This is a genomic window from Methylobacter sp. Wu1 (genome assembly GCF_036553575.1).
Classification (GTDB): domain Bacteria; phylum Pseudomonadota; class Gammaproteobacteria; order Methylococcales; family Methylomonadaceae; genus Methylobacter.
Map to the genome: position 1 here is coordinate 37,087 of NZ_JAZHOC010000049.1, position 16,693 is coordinate 53,779.

General features: G+C 52.2%; 14 protein-coding genes. 1 reads left to right on the plus strand and 13 read right to left on the minus strand.

What is annotated here, in order from left to right; translation table 11 throughout:
* The first annotated feature begins 23 nt into the window (after positions 1 to 23).
* A complete protein-coding gene (locus V2P20_RS08550; RefSeq protein WP_331817791.1) occupies positions 24 to 1,037 on the plus strand; it encodes a quinone-dependent dihydroorotate dehydrogenase in 1,014 nt (337 codons plus the stop codon).
* Between the two features lie 43 nt (positions 1,038 to 1,080).
* On the opposite strand, the gene pmbA is transcribed toward V2P20_RS08550, so the two are convergent.
* The 13 genes from pmbA to pcnB form a co-directional block, all read right to left on the minus strand.
* Positions 1,081 to 2,415 carry a metalloprotease PmbA gene (gene pmbA, locus V2P20_RS08555; RefSeq protein ID WP_331817792.1) on the minus strand — a complete coding sequence of 445 codons (1,335 nt, stop codon included), beginning with the start codon at positions 2,413 to 2,415 and terminating at the stop codon, positions 1,081 to 1,083.
* A 118-nt stretch (positions 2,416 to 2,533) separates the two neighbouring features.
* Entirely contained in the window at positions 2,534 to 3,973 is a 1,440-nt protein-coding gene (gene tldD, locus V2P20_RS08560; protein ID WP_331817793.1) for a metalloprotease TldD, read from the minus strand.
* A gap of 47 nt (positions 3,974 to 4,020) precedes the next feature.
* The gene (gene bamC / locus V2P20_RS08565; RefSeq protein ID WP_331817794.1) at positions 4,021 to 4,626 is read right to left on the minus strand and encodes an outer membrane protein assembly factor BamC; all 606 of its coding nucleotides are present in this window, start codon (positions 4,624 to 4,626) and stop codon (positions 4,021 to 4,023) included.
* 12 nt (positions 4,627 to 4,638) lie between these two features.
* On the minus strand, positions 4,639 to 5,451 hold the full coding sequence (locus V2P20_RS08570; protein WP_331817795.1) for a carbon-nitrogen hydrolase family protein: 813 nt from the start codon (positions 5,449 to 5,451) through the stop codon (positions 4,639 to 4,641).
* Positions 5,444 to 9,307, minus strand: coding sequence for a YhdP family protein (locus tag V2P20_RS08575; protein WP_331817796.1), 3,864 nt, complete (start codon positions 9,305 to 9,307; stop codon positions 5,444 to 5,446). The genes V2P20_RS08570 and V2P20_RS08575 overlap by 8 nt, the downstream gene beginning before the upstream one ends.
* 80 nt (positions 9,308 to 9,387) lie before the next feature.
* A complete protein-coding gene (rng, locus tag V2P20_RS08580) occupies positions 9,388 to 10,842 on the minus strand; it encodes a ribonuclease G (protein ID WP_194969225.1) in 1,455 nt (484 codons plus the stop codon).
* Entirely contained in the window at positions 10,839 to 11,414 is a 576-nt protein-coding gene (locus tag V2P20_RS08585; protein WP_331817797.1) for a Maf family protein, read from the minus strand. The genes rng and V2P20_RS08585 overlap by 4 nt, the downstream gene beginning before the upstream one ends.
* Positions 11,414 to 11,881, minus strand: coding sequence for a 23S rRNA (pseudouridine(1915)-N(3))-methyltransferase RlmH (rlmH, locus tag V2P20_RS08590; protein ID WP_331817835.1), 468 nt, complete (start codon positions 11,879 to 11,881; stop codon positions 11,414 to 11,416). Before rlmH ends, V2P20_RS08585 begins: the two co-directional genes overlap by 1 nt.
* Before the next feature lie 583 nt (positions 11,882 to 12,464).
* Positions 12,465 to 12,845 carry an aspartate 1-decarboxylase gene (gene panD / locus V2P20_RS08595; protein WP_331817798.1) on the minus strand — a complete coding sequence of 127 codons (381 nt, stop codon included), beginning with the start codon at positions 12,843 to 12,845 and terminating at the stop codon, positions 12,465 to 12,467.
* 192 nt (positions 12,846 to 13,037) lie between these two features.
* The gene (gene panC / locus V2P20_RS08600) at positions 13,038 to 13,880 is read right to left on the minus strand and encodes a pantoate--beta-alanine ligase (RefSeq protein ID WP_331817799.1); all 843 of its coding nucleotides are present in this window, start codon (positions 13,878 to 13,880) and stop codon (positions 13,038 to 13,040) included.
* A 3-nt stretch (positions 13,881 to 13,883) separates the two neighbouring features.
* Positions 13,884 to 14,699, minus strand: a complete 816-nt coding sequence (panB, locus tag V2P20_RS08605; RefSeq protein ID WP_331817800.1) for a 3-methyl-2-oxobutanoate hydroxymethyltransferase — start codon at positions 14,697 to 14,699, stop codon at positions 13,884 to 13,886.
* 1 nt (position 14,700) lies between these two features.
* Positions 14,701 to 15,204, minus strand: a complete 504-nt coding sequence (gene folK, locus V2P20_RS08610; protein WP_331817801.1) for a 2-amino-4-hydroxy-6-hydroxymethyldihydropteridine diphosphokinase — start codon at positions 15,202 to 15,204, stop codon at positions 14,701 to 14,703.
* A gap of 26 nt (positions 15,205 to 15,230) precedes the next feature.
* Positions 15,231 to 16,589, minus strand: a complete 1,359-nt coding sequence (gene pcnB, locus V2P20_RS08615; RefSeq protein ID WP_331817836.1) for a polynucleotide adenylyltransferase PcnB — start codon at positions 16,587 to 16,589, stop codon at positions 15,231 to 15,233.
* Between the last annotated feature and the right edge of the window lie 104 nt (positions 16,590 to 16,693).

Consider the following 16,693-nt stretch of genomic DNA (forward strand, 5'->3'; position numbering starts at 1 on the left):
TGCCCGAAGCGCTAACACATCCTATGAATCTTTACCCCCTGCTCCGCCCTCTGTTATTTTCGCTTGATCCGGAAACCGCTCATGAAGTCACACTGAAACTGTTAAATACGGCATATGCATCCGGTTTATCGAAACTGATCTATCCGTCTATCGAAGATAAGCCGGTCACGGTTATGGGACTGGAATTCAAAAATCCTGTCGGTCTGGCGGCAGGCCTGGACAAGAATGGCGACTATCTGGACAGTTTGGTCGCTTTAGGCTTCGGCTTTGTGGAAATAGGCACCGTGACGCCGAGGCCGCAACCCGGCAATCCGAAGCCGCGGCTGTTCAGATTGCCCGAACACCAGGCCATCATAAACCGCATGGGCTTTAACAATCATGGCATCGAGCATTTGCTGGCGCAGGTGAAACAAAGCCGTTATACCGGCATATTGGGCATTAATATCGGCAAGAATTTCGACACGCCGATCGAGAACGCCGTCGACGATTATCTAATCGGCTTGCGCAAAGCCTATAGCTCGGCCAGTTACATCACGATCAATATTTCATCTCCAAACACGAAGAATCTGCGCCAATTGCAGCAAGGTGATGAGATCAAAAGTCTAATTTCCGCGTTAAAGGAAGAACAGATCAAGCTGCAACAGGAACACGGAAAATACGTGCCGTTGGTGCTGAAAATCGCGCCGGACCTGACGACCGATGAAATCGGCCATATTGCCCGGCTGTTGCTGGAATTTGCAATCGATGGCGTCATCGCCACCAATACCACTATTGCGCGCGATGCGATTGCAGGCCATCCGTTGGCGCATGAGACTGGCGGATTGAGCGGCGCGCCGGTCAAGGGCAAATCAACTGCAGTCGTGCGCGAACTGGCCGCCGAACTGAACGGCCGCTGCCCGATTATAGCGGCCGGGGGCATTTTGAGCGCGGCCGACGCCCAGGAGAAAATAGCAGCAGGCGCGAGTCTGGTGCAGATATACAGCGGTCTTATCTATAAAGGACCGCAGCTGATAGAAGATATTGTAAAAAGCCTTTGATCCGAACAGGGCGATAAGTACATCGCCCTGTCAGTCCAATGGTTTATTGCCCGGCAATAGATAGCCGTTCAACCAGTATTGAACCGGTACGGATATTGCCGCGGTAATCGACATCGTTGCCGATAGCTACAATATTCTTGTACATGTCTTTCAGATTTCCGGCGATCGTGATTTCCTCGACCGGATATTGTATTTCGCCGTTTTCGACCCAGAACCCGGCGGCGCCGCGCGAGTAATCGCCTGTTACCATATTGACGCCCTGCCCCATCAGCTCGGTCACCAGCAAGCCGGTATGCAGTTGCTTCAGCATACCCTGATAATCGTGTTCGCCGGGGTCTATCGTCAAATTGTGCACGCCGCCGGCATTGCCGGTACTGCGCATGCCAAGCTTGCGGGCCGAATAAGTGCTTAGCACATAGCCGCGCAGAATGCCTCCGCTGACAATATCACGCGTTTGAGTAGCGACGCCTTCGCCATCATAGTTGGCGCTGCCCAGAGCGCCTTTTAAATGCGGCTGCTCGTGAATACGGATAAATTCGGGAAAAACCTGCGCGTCAAGCGCATCCAGCAGGAATGATGATTTGCGGTACAAATTGCCGCCGCTGATCGCACTCATAAACGAGCCCAGAAGGCCTGAAGCCACCTCGGCCGCATACATGACCGGGCATTGCCGGGTGCTCAGACTGCGCGCCTGCAAGCGCCGCAAAGCCCGTTCGGCGGATTTTCTGCCGACAGCCACGGCCGGTTCGAGATTTTGCGCATCCCTGGCTACCGTATACCAGTAATCGCGCTGCATGCTGTCGCCGCGCTGCGCCAATACCGAACAGCTCAACGAGTGGCGGGTCGAGGCATAACCTTGCAGAAAGCCCAGCGTATTGCCCATGACCCGGATGCCTTGATGGGTATTGACCGAGGCACCTTCGGAATTGCTGATTTCCGCATGATAGCCGCGGGCGGCATTTTCGCACTCGATAGCCAGCGCGATGGCTTCATCGGCGCGCAAATCCCACGGATGATTAAGATCCAGATCCGGAAAGTCAATCGCCAACTGTTCTTTCTCGGGCAAGCCGGCATATTCGTCTTCGCTGGTATAGCGGGCAATACTGCAAGCCGCGCTGACGGTTTCCCTGATCGATGCCGGCGACAGATCCGACGAGCTGGCAGAACCTTTTCGCTGACCGAAGTAGACGGTTACGCCAAGCCCCTGGTCGCGATGATGCTCTATCGTTTCGACATCGCCAAGGCGAGCCGTTACGGATAAGCCGCTTTCCTGGCTCAAGCCCGCCTCGGCCGCGCTGGCTCCCTGATTTTTAGCCTCATCCAGTATGGACTGAACAATCGTTTTTAATCGGCTGATTTCTTCCTGGGTCTGCAACATATTCTCTTAAGCTATTGTTGTTTAGGTTTAAGCGCCTAAAAGTACCATCTGTATTCACCGCAAAGAATACGAGATGCTTTCATGACCTTCGCGGCCGCTATAAATTCAAATCGTTTATCTAAACGTTGGTGCCGCCGACAGTCAACCCGTCGATTTTCAGCGTAGGCTGGCCGACGCCGACCGGTACGCTCTGGCCGTCCTTGCCGCAGGTGCCGACGCCGCTGTCCAGTTCCAGATCGGTGCCGACCATGGATACCTTGGTCAGCACATCGGGGCCGTTGCCGATCAGGGTCGCGCCTTTGACGGCCTGCATGATTTTTCCATCCTCGATCAGATAGGCTTCGCTGGCTGAAAATACGAACTTGCCGGACGTGATGTCGACCTGGCCACCGCCGAAATTCTTCGCGTAGAGGCCTTTTTTGACCGATCGTATGATTTCTTCGGGATCATGGGGTCCTGGCAGCATATAGGTATTGGTCATGCGCGGCATCGGCAGATTCGCGTAGGACTCACGGCGGCCGTTGCCGGTTGGCTTGACGCCCATCAGGCGGGCGTTGAGCTTATCCTGCATATAGCCTTTCAGAATGCCGTTTTCAATCAATACGGTTTTTTCGGTCGGCGTACCTTCATCATCGATGCTCAATGAGCCTCGCCGGTTTGGCAGCGTGCCGTCATCGACGACGGTGCATAAATCGGAGGCAACGCGCTGGCCGACCCGGCCACTGAATGCGGAGGTGCCTTTACGATTGAAATCGCCTTCTAGGCCGTGCCCTATCGCTTCATGAAGCAGAATGCCGGGCCAGCCCGGCCCCAGCACAACAGTCATGTTCCCGGCCGGCGCCTCGACCGCATCCAGATTGACCAGCGCCTGTCTGACCGCCTCCCTGCCGTATTCGAGCGCCTTGTCTTGGTCGATGAATCCGCTGTAATCGCTGCGCGCGCCGCCGCCCATGCTGCCCTGTTCGCGGCGGCCGCCTACCTGTACGATCACGGTGACATTCATACGCACCAACGGCCGGACATCGGCCGCCAGCGAACCGTCCTGATTGGCGACCAGAATACTGTCATGGACGCCGACCAGGCTGACGATGACTTCTTCAATGCGGCTGTCCAGCTTGCGGGTTTCAATGTCGACTCTGCGCAGCAAATCGATCTTTTGCTGATCAGCCAGGGATTTTAACGGGTTCAGCGGCGCATAGTAGAGCGGCCATTCAGCCGCTTTCACGATGCCGACTTTCGCTTCCTGTCCCTGCCGGACGATGGCTTTAACGTTGTTGGCCGCCTCGAGCAGTACCGGCAACTCAATCCGGTCACTGTAGGCAAAACCGGTTTTCTCACCCGATACGGCACGCACGCCGGCGCCCTGCGCAATGTTATGGCTGCCTTCTTTAATAATGCCGCCTTCCATGATCCAGGATTCGAAATGGCTGGACTGAAAATAAATGTCCGCCGCATCAACCGGCGCGCTGAGCAGCTGGCTCATGATTTTTTCGATATCGCCATCCTGTATACCGGCCGGCGTCAGAATCGATTGTCGTGCAAGATTTAATAGTTCCATAGAAAAATTTAAATTAGTGTTAATTGCGCAACAGATAGTTCCGGGCGCTATTCTTTTATCAGATCATCGCGCAGGGTTTCATGCAATGACTTCAGCAGTCTCTCGGCGCCATCGGTCGGTCTGCCCTCATCCGGTGCGCTGTCGGGCTTGGGCTTATCTACCGCTTCAGCACTTATCGCCGTTTCATCGCCCCTGTCTTCCAGCTTTAGCAGATAATCTTCTTTGGCATAATCGTCTTTGAAAAATGAGAAAGTGCTTTCAGGATCATAATCGTCAGGATCAAAGGTGAGATAATAAGCCTTTAACTCCCGGTTACGGTCTGCAACTTCAATATCCTGTTGTTTTAAGGCTTGAGCAAGCGTGCTCCAGGCCTCGTCGAAAGGCTGCTTGATGATCAACAACGGTGAATTGGAATCGGTCATATAGACTTTAGTTCCCAGGCCGGTTTTGGCTTCTCCTTCCGATTCAGCGCTATCAGGCTCTGCGCTGCTATCGTCTCCTTTTTGCTCCCCGGCGGGCCTGTTGCTGATCAGCGTCGGCGGTTTTTCAAGCATGGAAGTATCACGGTATCGAACCTCTTCCGTCGTTCCGCAGGAAACCAGGGTTGCAGCCAGCAATACAGCAGGAATAAAGTTTTTGAAGATTATTCGCATAAACGGGTATTTTTAAAAGAAACGACGATGACTCAGCGCCGGAAATGCACTGCGGACTCTTTCCAGGCGGCCCCGATCAATATCGGCGCAAACGAAACCGCCGCCGGTTTTATAGCAATCCAGCACAACGCCCCATGGGTCGATGATCATGCTGTGCCCAAAGGTCTTGCGGCCATTCAGATGAAAACCGCCTTGGTTCGGTGCGATAACATAACACAGGTTTTCTATCGCCCGCGCGCGCAGCAATATTTCCCAATGCGCAGCGCCTGTTTCAGCGGTAAACGCGGAGGGGATCGCCAGTATTTCCATGCCTTGCTCAACCATCTTGCGGAAAAACTCAGGGAAGCGAAGATCATAACAGACCGCCACGCCGAGCTTGCCGAAAGGCGTATCGATGACCAAAGGCTCGGAGCCGCATTCAATGCTATCCGATTCGCGGTAAACCTCGCTCGTGCCCGGCACATTCACATCGAACAGGTGCACCTTGTCATAACGCGCCACTCGCTCGCCCTGGTCATTATAAATAAGGCAGGCTGCCCGCACTTTATTTTCATTGTCGGCAGCCAGTGGGATAGTGCCGCCGATTACCCATACTCCGTATTTTTTAGCGACCGAAGATAAAAAATTCTGGATAGGACCGGAACCGTCAGGTTCTTTCGCGTTGAGCTTATCTGATTCATGCTCCCCCATCAGGGCAAAATTTTCCGGCAGGACAACGAGTTTTGCACCGGCTTTTGCCGCCTCGCCAATCAGCTTGTCGGCTTCCAGCAGATTAGCGCTGATGCTGGGACTTGATGCCATTTGTATGGCCGCACATTTATTCATATTGATTCTCTTTATTATTCTCGCGTTGCTCTAACCAGGGAAAGTCAGTAATGCCGTTCCAGGTTTTCTGCAACAGACCATCGTTTTCATGCAGCGGAATAATCTCCGCATTTCTCCATTCGCCTTTCAAGCGATACTGCGAACCGAAGAAGAAGCCTTCTTTGTCTTCACCGGTCAGCGAGCGCGCGACCAAGCCGGCTATTTTTCCCACAATTGTACCAGCAATAGGCACGGCCTCAGAACTTTTAGGCACTACATTAACATTGTGGTCAATGGTTCCATTGACTAGATCCGTATCCCCGCGGATCGTGATCTTTGCCGGCACGGCGTCGACAACCAGGTCATGCGTATTAGCCAAGCCGTCCAGTAAATCAAAGTGGCCTTTGATGCTGTTAAATGTTAACCCTTCCTCATACACATCACTAAAATCAAGCTGTATGCGCTTGACCCATTGAGCCATAGCCAGCATACCCAGCACGCGGCCGAATCCCGGCTCTATACTCAGAATCCGTCCGTTTTTTAAATTGACATCAACCTGTCCATTAAGGCCCGCCAACGAAAATTGAAACGGCGCGCCCTGCCAACGCAGGTCATAATGCATGACCCCGCTGGTTTCGGTCATGTCGTCCGTAACGCCGAGTCTGGCGAGCAGCCGGCCCCAGTGCGGTGTTTCCAGCCGTCCTATTATCTGAGACTCATGCTGGCTCCAAGTGCCTGACAGGGTCAATTTTTCATCCGCCCCGAGCAGTTCCGCGCGCTTAAAACGGATGCCTTCCGGTATCCGTTCAGTCTCCAGCAGCAACTGCCCGAGACTGGTCGAATGCCACAGCGTTTCCCGGCTCGTGATATTCAATAAAGGCACTTGTTCAGGCCGCACGGCTGCCCCCTCGAGCCTGAGCTGTCTTAGGGCCGAAATGTCCAGCACATCCATATTCAACTTAATGCTGTCACCACCTTTTGGACTTACGGGAACCTGGAGGTTTCCTCTAGCGAATGAGCTGCTGATATCGCCGGCCCAATAATCGCCATTACGCTTTAGCGCCAGATCGAAAACACCCAGCTCGGTTTTTTTCCAGACGCCCCGATCGCTGTGAATTTTTATTTCCCTGATATCGCTCGTTGCACCGGCGTCATTCTCCTGGCCCTGAGCGGCTGCCGTCGATAGGCTCAACCATTCCGGCAAGTCCAGCCGGTCTCTGTTGATTTCCAGTTCAAGTCCGGCTTCCCGAGGCAGAGTTGCCTCGCCGGCTCCGACCAGAACATGGCCTGAATGGATACGCTGCTGCTTCGCATTCAAGCTGATGGCCGCCTTCAATTTATTGTCGTAATTCAATTGTATCGGCAATAACGCTTCGTCCGTCAGCTCAAACCTCAGCAGTAACGGCCTTTCCTGTCCGACGCTTTTAGCCAAAGTATCAGGCAGATCCAGCACTATCCCGGCCAATGTGGATTGAACCGTCAAATCGGGCTTATTGCCGCTATAAGGCAAGCGCAGCTGCAGCTGATAATCGGTCTCCCCTTCGGCAATATCCCACCAGGGCATTTTGAATTGCGCTTGCAAATCATCCACGCCGGCATGTCCCGATACATTGATCATAGTCTGGCTGTCATCGCTATTTATGTTAATCCGAATAGCATGGCCTAACGCCGCCGCGTTGATCGTATCGCTATAAAGCCCTTGTTCATTGAACTTCAGAGCGCCGGAAATGCCTTTTACCGGCAGATCCAGCGAATTTACGGTCAGCTGGGCATTGTTCAGCTGCGCCGTTCCGTCGACTTTGGCATCAACCGTATCCATCAAAGGAATCTGCAAATCCAGCGCCACCTCGGTATGTCCGGCCGGCGTAATGACATCCTGCAAGGCGTCGAACGTCGAATGCAGCGGCGTCTGTTGCATAAAGCCCAGGATCTGGCCGATTTCACCGGCCACTTGCCCTTTGATCTGTAAATAATCGATTTCCTGCATCGATGAAATTGCCACTTGCGCCTGTTTAATCGAGGCTTTATCGCTTCGCCCTTGCTTCACGTCGACAAGCAGGCCGTCTTTCAGAAACAACACGTCCGCAGCCATGTCGGTTATGTGCGGCCATTCCGGGTGGTAAGCCAGTTCCGCCTGCTCAGCCTCAAACAGGGTTTCAAAGACGCCGCTGCCGTCTTTGAACGGGAAATCGCCGGGGTTTCCGTAAAACAACATGCCGCCTTTTTTTATGCGGCCGCCGATAAAGGCATGATCCAGCCAGTCAACGACCGACTTTCCCATAATACCTACCGGCAGATAATGCTTGGCCTGACTGATGTCATGCCCGACAAATGCGCTTTGCAGATCCATGAACACCTGTCCATCGGCTTTGGGAATGACTATGCGCAATCGATTCTCGCTCTGAAAATCAGCATTATCGAGCCGGACCATCGAACTGGCCAAAGTCCAGTCGGATTCTGTTTGCCGCCAATTTATAATCCCGCTCAGACTATCGATAGACAGCGCGTTGCGGAACAGCTCCGGTGATGTCAGCAACGCCCGCTCAGTCATCAGGCGCACAATGCCGCCTTGCTCGGTGCCTTTTATATGGCCGGCCAGATTCTCCAGCCCCGGAATCGATGGCTGCGGGGCCATGCTTATGCCGGCAAAGCGGCCGTTAACGGCAAAATGACCCGCCTGCAGATCGGCAAACGCGGAAAAGTTCTCGAGCAAGCCTCTTGGCCGGGCTTGCACCAGCGCCTTTGACTGCTGATCCGATAAAGGCGCAAAAAAGCCGATAATGCCGGACGCTTCGTGCAAATCCAGCTGTTCGACAAACACGGCAAGTTTTCGTGATAAGTTGTCCTCAGTAAAATCACCGGATACGCTGAAGTCGGCGGCCGGCCACTTTTTGCTGGCGCCATTAGGGGCATCGGCTGTTTCCAGCCAGAAATCCTTGACATCAAGACGCCACTGATTGTCTTTGGCCTGCCATTGAAACCGGGTCCTCAGCCTATCGACAGGAAAGGCGCCCTTGCCTTTGCGGGCAAGCTTCGCCTGTTGAATTTGCGCCTCGCCGATAACCGATACAGGCAGGGAATTTTGCCATTTCGCCCAGGCCTTAAAATCGGCAATGCCGGAATCGATCTGCATATCCAACGGCAGGCCGAATTTATCCCATTCGGCCAGTTTTATCCGGCTGCCTTCAATAAAAGCCGTGCCGTGAAGATTGGTAGATTCAAAAACGTTACTTTCCAAATCCATCGACACTTTCAACGCATCGCCATACTGCGGCGGCAGCTTCATGAGCATGTTAATGCGGTGATGTCTGGCATCAGCAGCATTGATGATCGCCAGATCCACGTCATTAAATATCAGAGGCTGGCTGTGATTTTTTTCATCCTGCCAGCTGATTTCGCTGCGTAAAACCTCGTATTTGCCGCCCTCCATCAGCCATAACGGCTGCCCGTCGCTGGCTTTCAGGCCGACAATGGCAAAACTCCCGTCAGGTTTACGTATAACGGTCAGCTTGGCGCCGACCAGTGTAACCCATGAAGAGGACAGCAATTGCCTGTTGATCACCATATCGAGCAAATTGATGCCCAGGCGAATCTCGTTAAATTGGATGGGTGGTTTCTTATGCGTGCCCGGCGACAGAATAGTGATATCTTCGAGCACCAATTCAGGGCTGAATCCGCGCATCTTTGCACCTAATCGGCCTATTTCGACCGGCGCGCCGACGAGCTCTTCGATATTGCTTGCCAGATTGGATTTATAACTTTCGATCCCGGACAATAATAAACGCACGCCGCTCAAACTCACGGCTATAGCGATCAAGGACCAGAAAATAAGATGCCGCGTTGCCCGCGTAAGATGGTAAATTACAAAAACAGGCACAATGTTGAAAGTTCTGCTATTGATATGCTGCGCTTTATAAAAGCGGTGTTAGTCTTTTTTTAAGTGAATGAAACCGGATCTTAAAGCAACACCACATCATACTGCTCCTGATTGTATTCCGCCTCCGCCCTGAATTTGATCTGCACGCCCAGGAACGCCTCCAGTTCGGCCAGCATATCGGCTTCTTCATCGAGCAGCATTTCAACAACTTCATTGGAAGCCAGCACCAGCAACTGCTGGACTTTATACTGCCTGACCTCGCGGATGATTTCCCGGAATATTTCCAGGCACATGGATTCGGCCGTTTTCAGAACGCCGCGCCCGCCGCAGGCCTTGCAGGGTTCACAGAGCACATGCTCGAGGCTTTCGCGGGTTCTTTTACGCGTCATCTCCACGAGGCCCAGCACCGAGACTTCGGTGATCTTTGTCTTGGCGTGGTCTTTTTCCAGATGACGCTCCAGTGCCTGCAAAACCTGTTTCTTATGATCTTCGCTTTGCATATCGATGAAATCGATAATAATGATCCCGCCCAGATTCCTCAGCCTGAGCTGGCGCGAAATCGTCTGAGCCGCTTCCAGATTAGTCTTGAAAATGGTCTCTTCCAGATTGCGGCCGCCGACATAACCGCCGGTATTGACATCGACCGTCGTCATCGCTTCAGTCTGGTCGAATACCAGATGTCCGCCCGATTTCAATTTGACTTTGCGCTCCAGCGCCTTTTGAATTTCGTCTTCGACACTGTAAATATCGAAAACCGGGCACTCGCCCGTGTAATGTTCGATGACCGGCACCATTTCCGGCACGAACACTTCAGCGAATTCGAGCAAGCGATGGTAGGTTTCCTTGGAGTCCACGCGAACCCGCTCAATGCCTTCTTTGTATAAATCCCTTAAAGTCCTGACGCTGAGCGGCAAATCCTTGTGAATGAACTGTTTGGGTTTGGCCGTGGCGATTTTGGCCAAAATCGATTCCCATAATTTCAGCAAAAACGTCATGTCCGAAAACAATATCGCCTCTTCCACGCACTCCGCCGCTGTTCTGGCGATAAAACCGCCGCAGTCGTGCTCCCGCCGAAAGGAATCAATGCACGCGCGCAGCCGAGCCCGTTCGGCTTCGCACTCAATGCGCTGAGATACGCCGGAATTGTTGGCATAAGGCATGTATACCTGATAGCGCGAAGGAATTGATATCTCCGTCGTCAAGCGCGCGCCTTTGGTGCCGATGGGATCTTTGACGACCTGTACGACGATGTGCTGGCCCTCGTGCAGATAATGCTCGATATTTTCCGAACGTTTTTTTTCCAGTTCCCTGCTGCACAAATCGGAGATATGAAGAAAGGCGGCCCGAGGCAGGCCGATATCGACAAACGCCGCCTGCATGCCGGGCAGCACCCTGCACACTTCGCCTTTATAAATATTGCCGACCAGGCCTATCTGCCGACTTCTTTCAATGATCAGTTCCTGCAAAACGCCATTTTCGATGACGGCAACGCGTGTCTCGGGCGGTGTAACATTGATTAAAATTTCTTCGCTCATTTAAATAGCTCTATTCCTTGTTTAGCTAATAATTCGGCCGTTTCAAACAAAGGCAAGCCGACCACACCGGAAAAACTTCCTTTTATAGATGCCACAAATATTCCTCCCACCCCTTGAATGGCATAGCTTCCGGCTTTATCGGCCGGCTCGCCGCTATGCCAATAGGCCAGCATTTCCTGCTCCGTTAGCGGTCTGAAAGTGACGTCAGTAATGCTGACAGCCCGCCAGTGTTCGTGCCCTCTGAGCGAAATTGCGCTATAGACTTGATGGGTTCTGCCCGACAACTGCGTCAACATGGCGATCGCATCCTGCTGATTCTTGGGTTTTCCCATAATCAAATCACCCAACACCACAGCCGTATCGGCCGCCAGAACCGGCACGCTGACTCCCACTTGCGCGACACAGGCAGCCGACTTTTCCGCCGCCACGCGCTTTACATAATCCAGCGGCGATTCATTGATGCGTGGCGTCTCGTCAAGGTCGATCGGATTAACCGCATAAGTGACCTTGATTTGATCCAGCAGTTCCTTTCGGCGGGGCGAAGCGGAAGCAAGAATAAGCTGTACAGTCATTATCGATGATAGGGGTGATTGTGAAGAATGCTCCAGGCGCGATAAATCTGCTCGGCCACGATAATCCGCACCAAGGGATGAGGAAATGTCAGCTTTGAAAGACTCCAGGATTCCCTGGCCATTTGCTTGGCCGCATCGGCCAGACCTTCCGGCCCGCCGACCAGCAAGGCAATGTTCTGCCCGCCTTCCAGCCAGCGCTTCATGGCCTGCGCCAGTTCGGGAGTCGTCCAGGGCTTGCCTGGAATATCCAGGGTCACGATATACGCCCCTTGAGGGATGGCCGCCAGCATGCGTTCACCTTCTTCCTTGACGATCCTGGCCACATCGCTGTTCTTCCCTCGTTTGCCCGGCGCTATCTCTTTAAGCACAAGCTCGCATTCACGCGGCAGGCGCTTGGCATACTCATCATATCCCTGCTGCACCCAGCCGGGCATACGGTTTCCTACTGAAATCAGATTTATTTGCATGCGGTGCAGAATACAGAGATCATAGTTTTGATGCAATGCAGCCTGATGGACAAACTCAGCCATTCAATAAAAATGCTGGTCGCCTATCAGGCGCATACTGGCGAAAAATGATGCGGCCTGAAGCTTAACTACTCAGCCGCATCAACTGTTAGCGCAAATACATAGTGTAGCCTTTATGGCTCCGTTTTTGCTTAATTTTTTTAACTGATGATGCACAGTTGTAGAGGCGATTTTAATCGCCTTGGGCGAATGAATTCGCCCCTACAGGGCATTCTACAAGTCGGGAAGTATTTCCAACCGAATCCTTAGCAAGTCCTCTTCCAGTGTTTTCTTACGGCATAAGAACGGACGTCGACAGTTTTATTCACGGTATCAAAAAAACTGGCGACCACGACTAAAAACAGCGGAATAGCCGCATTGCCAATAACAGGACACCGAAGCAATTTCGGCCAAGATGATTTGAAGAATATAACCTGCTCTCTATTCGACGACAGGCAGGCTTCAGATGAAAAGCGCTCAGACTCTGAGCCGAATAAGAATAAAAATCTAGCTGATTTGCTATACGATGCTAAATATCAAGAACTCAAGCGGCCTGGACGGGAATGGCATGAGAGGAACGCAGAACTTCGTTCTTTTCATTGAAATAGACCAGCGTAGGTTTGTAATTTGCCAGCTCTTTTTGATCCAAAACAGCATAAGCGCAAACAATAATCAGATCGCCAGGACAGGCCATTCGAGCCGCCGCCCCATTAACGGAAAACAATCCGGAACCTTCTTCCGCGCGAATGGCATAGGTAGTAAAACGGGCACCGTTATTAATATTGTAAATCTGTATCTGCTCGTATTCCCGAATGCCTGCGAGATCAAGAATATTGCCATCGATTGCACAGGAACCTTCATAACCCAATTCCGAATGGGTTACCGTCGCTCTGTGTAATTTCGCTTTAAGCATTGTAAGTTGCATATTAAAAACAATGTAAATATTTTTAAGAACTACTCATTATGCATTAATTGCATAATGGCTTCAACTTTTTAGATATCAAAAATAAAATGACATCCAGTATTTTCCATCATTGCACAAGGCCTGTCGATTTGCGCCAAAAATAAAAAATTCGAGCAAGTACACAGCAGTTCAAAGAAATTATCGCCTTTAACTTTATCTGGAAAAATAGATATTATCGATCAACCGGGTTCTGCCCAGCTTTGCCGCTGCCAGTATAACCAAATCCTTGTCCTCTGCTTCCGCTTTTTTTAGATCATTGCTGCGGCATATGGAAAAATAATCCGGTTGGAAGCCGGCTTCGCGCAAAGACAGCATCGCCCGAATCTCTATGTCCGCATAAGCCTGCTTGCCGGATAAAACGGCATCACGCGCCATGCGTAAGGATTCATAGAGTTTAGGCGCCGCCTTTATTTCTTCTGTGGATAAATAACCGTTTCTGGAACTCATCGCCAAACCGCTGGGCTCCCGCACCGTATCTACGCCGATAATTTCTACCGGAAAATTCAGATCCCTGACCATGGTCCGTATTACGGCCAACTGCTGAAAGTCCTTTAACCCGAATAAGGCAATATCCGGCTGCACCAAATTAAATAGCTTGCAGACGACTGTCGCCACGCCGTTAAAATGCCCGGGCCTGGACGTTCCGCAATGCAGTTCGGAAAGCCCCGCTACCGATACGACCGTTTTGGCATCAGACATATACATTTCCGAAACAGGAGGCAGAAACAGCAGATCTGCGCCGACAGTCTCGAGTTTTTCCTGATCTTCCCGTTCAGTGCGCGGATACGTTTCAAAATCCTCACCCGCGCCGAATTGAGTGGGATTGACGAAAATGCTGACCACCACGCGATCGGCTTTTTGCCGGGCCTCGCTGACCAATTTCAAGTGACCTACATGCAGGTTGCCCATGGTCGGCACAAAGGCGATGCGCTCACCGGCCGAGCGCCAGCCAGCAATGACATTGCGCAGTTCAGATGCTGAAGTGACTTTCTGCATGACTTAAAAACTGTGTTCGGATGTTGGAAACTGCGACTGTTTGACGGCTGAATGATAAGCGGCGATAGCCTGCCCGATATCAGCGGCATCCTGCATGAAATTCTTCGAAAATCGCGGCCGCTTGCTGACGCCGATATTGAGCATGTCATAAAGCACCAGCACCTGCCCGTCGCAATCGATGCCGGCTCCGATGCCTATGACGGGAATAGCAAGCTGAGAGCTGACGTCCCTGGCCAACTCGGCAGGTACGCATTCCAGAACCAGCAATCCCGCCCCCGCTTGCTCCAACTGATGCGCATCGGCAATTATTTTTTCGGCCTCGAGGCGCTCTTTGCCCTGCACTTTATAATCGCCTAATTGATTGATGGATTGCGGCAATAGGCCTAAATGTCCACAGACCGGAATACCCTGATCGACCAGAAAACGGACACAGTCAATGCGCGCCCCTTCGAGTTTGACCATTTGCGCGCCGCCGGCTTGCATCAGACGAGCGGCGTTTTCGGCCGCCATAAGCGGCGTGGCATAACTCATAAAAGGCAGGTCGGCGATAATAAACGCCCGCCGCCTGACATGACTGACGCAAAAGGTATGGTAAACCATGTCATCCATAGTGACCGGCAGAGTAGTACTGCGCCCCTGGATAACCATGCCCAAAGAGTCCCCCACCAGCATCACATCAATGCCAATGCTGTCGATCAGCATGCTGAAACTGGCATCGTAGGCAGTCAGGCAACTAATTTTTTCGCCACATCGCTTCATCGCAACCAGATCATTGATTGATAATGGCTTTACCGTGGATAACGAGGAATATTGAGTCATCTCAAGCCAACCGTTTCAGGCCATTTAAAGGACAGTTTTTAACCAGCTCCGCGATATGGCCTTTGCCCGGCACCAATAGTTCCGGCGCAATTTCATACAAGGGATACAGCACAAAGGCTCGCTCGGCGATGCCTACATGCGGAACGGTCAACTCAGGCAGATCAATTTGCTGCTGGCCATAAACCAGCAAGTCCAGATCCAGCGTCCTGGCGCCCCAGCGCTCGCCTTTGCGCACTCGGCCGTGCTCATGCTCAATACGCTGCAGGTTTCTCAGCAAATCCATGGCCGGCAAGACCGTAGTGACGGCCATAACGGCATTGACATAATCAGGCTGGTCCTGCGGCCCCATCGGCAGACTATGGTACAGGCTCGAAAAGGCAAGCTCTTCAACACCTGACAAGCCGGCAATTGCTGCGTGCGCCGATTGAATTTGCCCTGCCGGGTTTTCAAGGTTGCTGCCCAAGCCTATGTAAGCGATAACCTGGTCCTTGCCTGAGTTTTTCATAGCTGAACTCATTTCAAACCAACACTTTAAACACTTTTATCCTGAGCGGCAGGTTTTTTACGGTAAGTTCTTTTCCGCTTTGCCTTGCCGGTCTTAACGCCGCGCGGAGGCCGGGTCATCTTCCTTTGCTCGGTTTCGTCGGCCTCCTGATACCGGGCCCACCATGCCGGCAGCTCAGGATCGGCACCGCCTGTCTCTGCACGCAGCACCAGAAAATCATAGGCAGCCCTAAAGCGCGGGTGTGTCAGCAAGCGGCTGGGCTTGGAACCGATACGCATATTGAATTTGGGCTGCAGCGTCCAGACTTCGCGCATTGACATGGTGATATGGCGAGGCAGGGACGTACTGCTATTCTGCCTGGAGACCACTTCATTGGCGGCTTCCTGATAGGCCATGGATTCCGCCATGCCTCTCGCTATTTTTTCCTTGGCCCGTATCGCTACCGGCTCCCATAAAAAAGCAGACCATAGAAAATAAGCCGTAACGGTTTTGCCTTCGGCAATCCTGTTATCGGAATTTTCCAGCGCCTTGACCAGGAACAATTTGGGGAAACCTTCTTCCTCGAGCGCCAGACTGCTTTCGGTATCGGGAAACAATATCTGGAACAGCCCATAATGCCTGAGCATTTCAAAAGTCTGCAATGCGTAGCCCGACAAAAACAGCTTCAAGGCTTCATCGTAAAGCCGGGCAGCCGGTATGCCGTACAGCAACTCGGCGAGCTCATGAATGGGCTTTTCGCAAGCAGGGTCCAGATTAAAACCGAGCTTCACGGCAAAACGCACCGCCCTCAGCATGCGCACGGGGTCTTCACGAAAGCGCGTTTCAGGATCGCCGATCAGCCTGAGCGTTCCGGTCTTATGGTCGTCCATGCCGCCGGTGTAATCGACTACCGAAAAATCCTTGATGTTGTAATAGAGCGCATTGACCGTAAAATCGCGCCGCCAGACATCTTCCTCGATCGTGCCGTAGACATTGTCCCGCAGCAGGCGCCCTTCCTTGCTAAGCACCTGCTTATCATCCTGGGCATCTCCTGCGCCGCGGAAAGTAGCCACTTCAATAATTTCGCGGCCGAAATGCACATGCGCAAGGCGAAATCTACGACCGATTATGCGGCAATTGCGAAAAATCTTTCTGATCTGCTCGGGATCCGCATCCGTTACGACATCGAAATCCTTAGGCTCCCGCCCCAGCAATAAATCCCGCACACAGCCGCCGACAAGATAGGCCTGGAATCCCGACTTCTGCAATCGATATAAAACCTTCAATGCATTTTCGCTGATCTGGGACCGCGAAATATTATGTTCGGCGCGCGCATATACCCTCACTGCTGGCGCATTTGCTGCTGGCACAGCATCCGGTTCAGCTTCATTTCTGGCTGGATTAATAATTTTTTTAAAGAAGTTTAAAATAGTCTTTATACCCTGTCTGTTTTCTAAAATTTAGTAATCATATCATTTCATATGATTCTAGCCCAATTGACAACTTTCTT

What these genes read in the sequence shown, in the direction of transcription:
- tldD (WP_331817793.1), bottom strand. Translation starts at nt 3,973, where the DNA reads ATGGAACTATTAAATCTTGCACGACAATCGATTCTGACGCCGGCCGGT.
- V2P20_RS08585 (WP_331817797.1), bottom strand. Translation starts at nt 11,414, where the DNA reads ATGACTGTACAGCTTATTCTTGCTTCCGCTTCGCCCCGCCGAAAGGAA.
- folK (WP_331817801.1), bottom strand. Translation starts at nt 15,204, where the DNA reads ATGAAAAACTCAGGCAAGGACCAGGTTATCGCTTACATAGGCTTGGGC.
- V2P20_RS08550 (WP_331817791.1), top strand. Translation starts at nt 24, where the DNA reads ATGAATCTTTACCCCCTGCTCCGCCCTCTGTTATTTTCGCTTGATCCG.
- rlmH (WP_331817835.1), bottom strand. Translation starts at nt 11,881, where the DNA reads ATGCAAATAAATCTGATTTCAGTAGGAAACCGTATGCCCGGCTGGGTG.
- V2P20_RS08570 (WP_331817795.1), bottom strand. Translation starts at nt 5,451, where the DNA reads ATGAATAAATGTGCGGCCATACAAATGGCATCAAGTCCCAGCATCAGC.
- panD (WP_331817798.1), bottom strand. Translation starts at nt 12,845, where the DNA reads ATGCAACTTACAATGCTTAAAGCGAAATTACACAGAGCGACGGTAACC.
- panB (WP_331817800.1), bottom strand. Translation starts at nt 14,699, where the DNA reads ATGACTCAATATTCCTCGTTATCCACGGTAAAGCCATTATCAATCAAT.
- bamC (WP_331817794.1), bottom strand. Translation starts at nt 4,626, where the DNA reads ATGCGAATAATCTTCAAAAACTTTATTCCTGCTGTATTGCTGGCTGCA.
- pmbA (WP_331817792.1), bottom strand. Translation starts at nt 2,415, where the DNA reads ATGTTGCAGACCCAGGAAGAAATCAGCCGATTAAAAACGATTGTTCAG.
- panC (WP_331817799.1), bottom strand. Translation starts at nt 13,880, where the DNA reads ATGCAGAAAGTCACTTCAGCATCTGAACTGCGCAATGTCATTGCTGGC.
- rng (WP_194969225.1), bottom strand. Translation starts at nt 10,842, where the DNA reads ATGAGCGAAGAAATTTTAATCAATGTTACACCGCCCGAGACACGCGTT.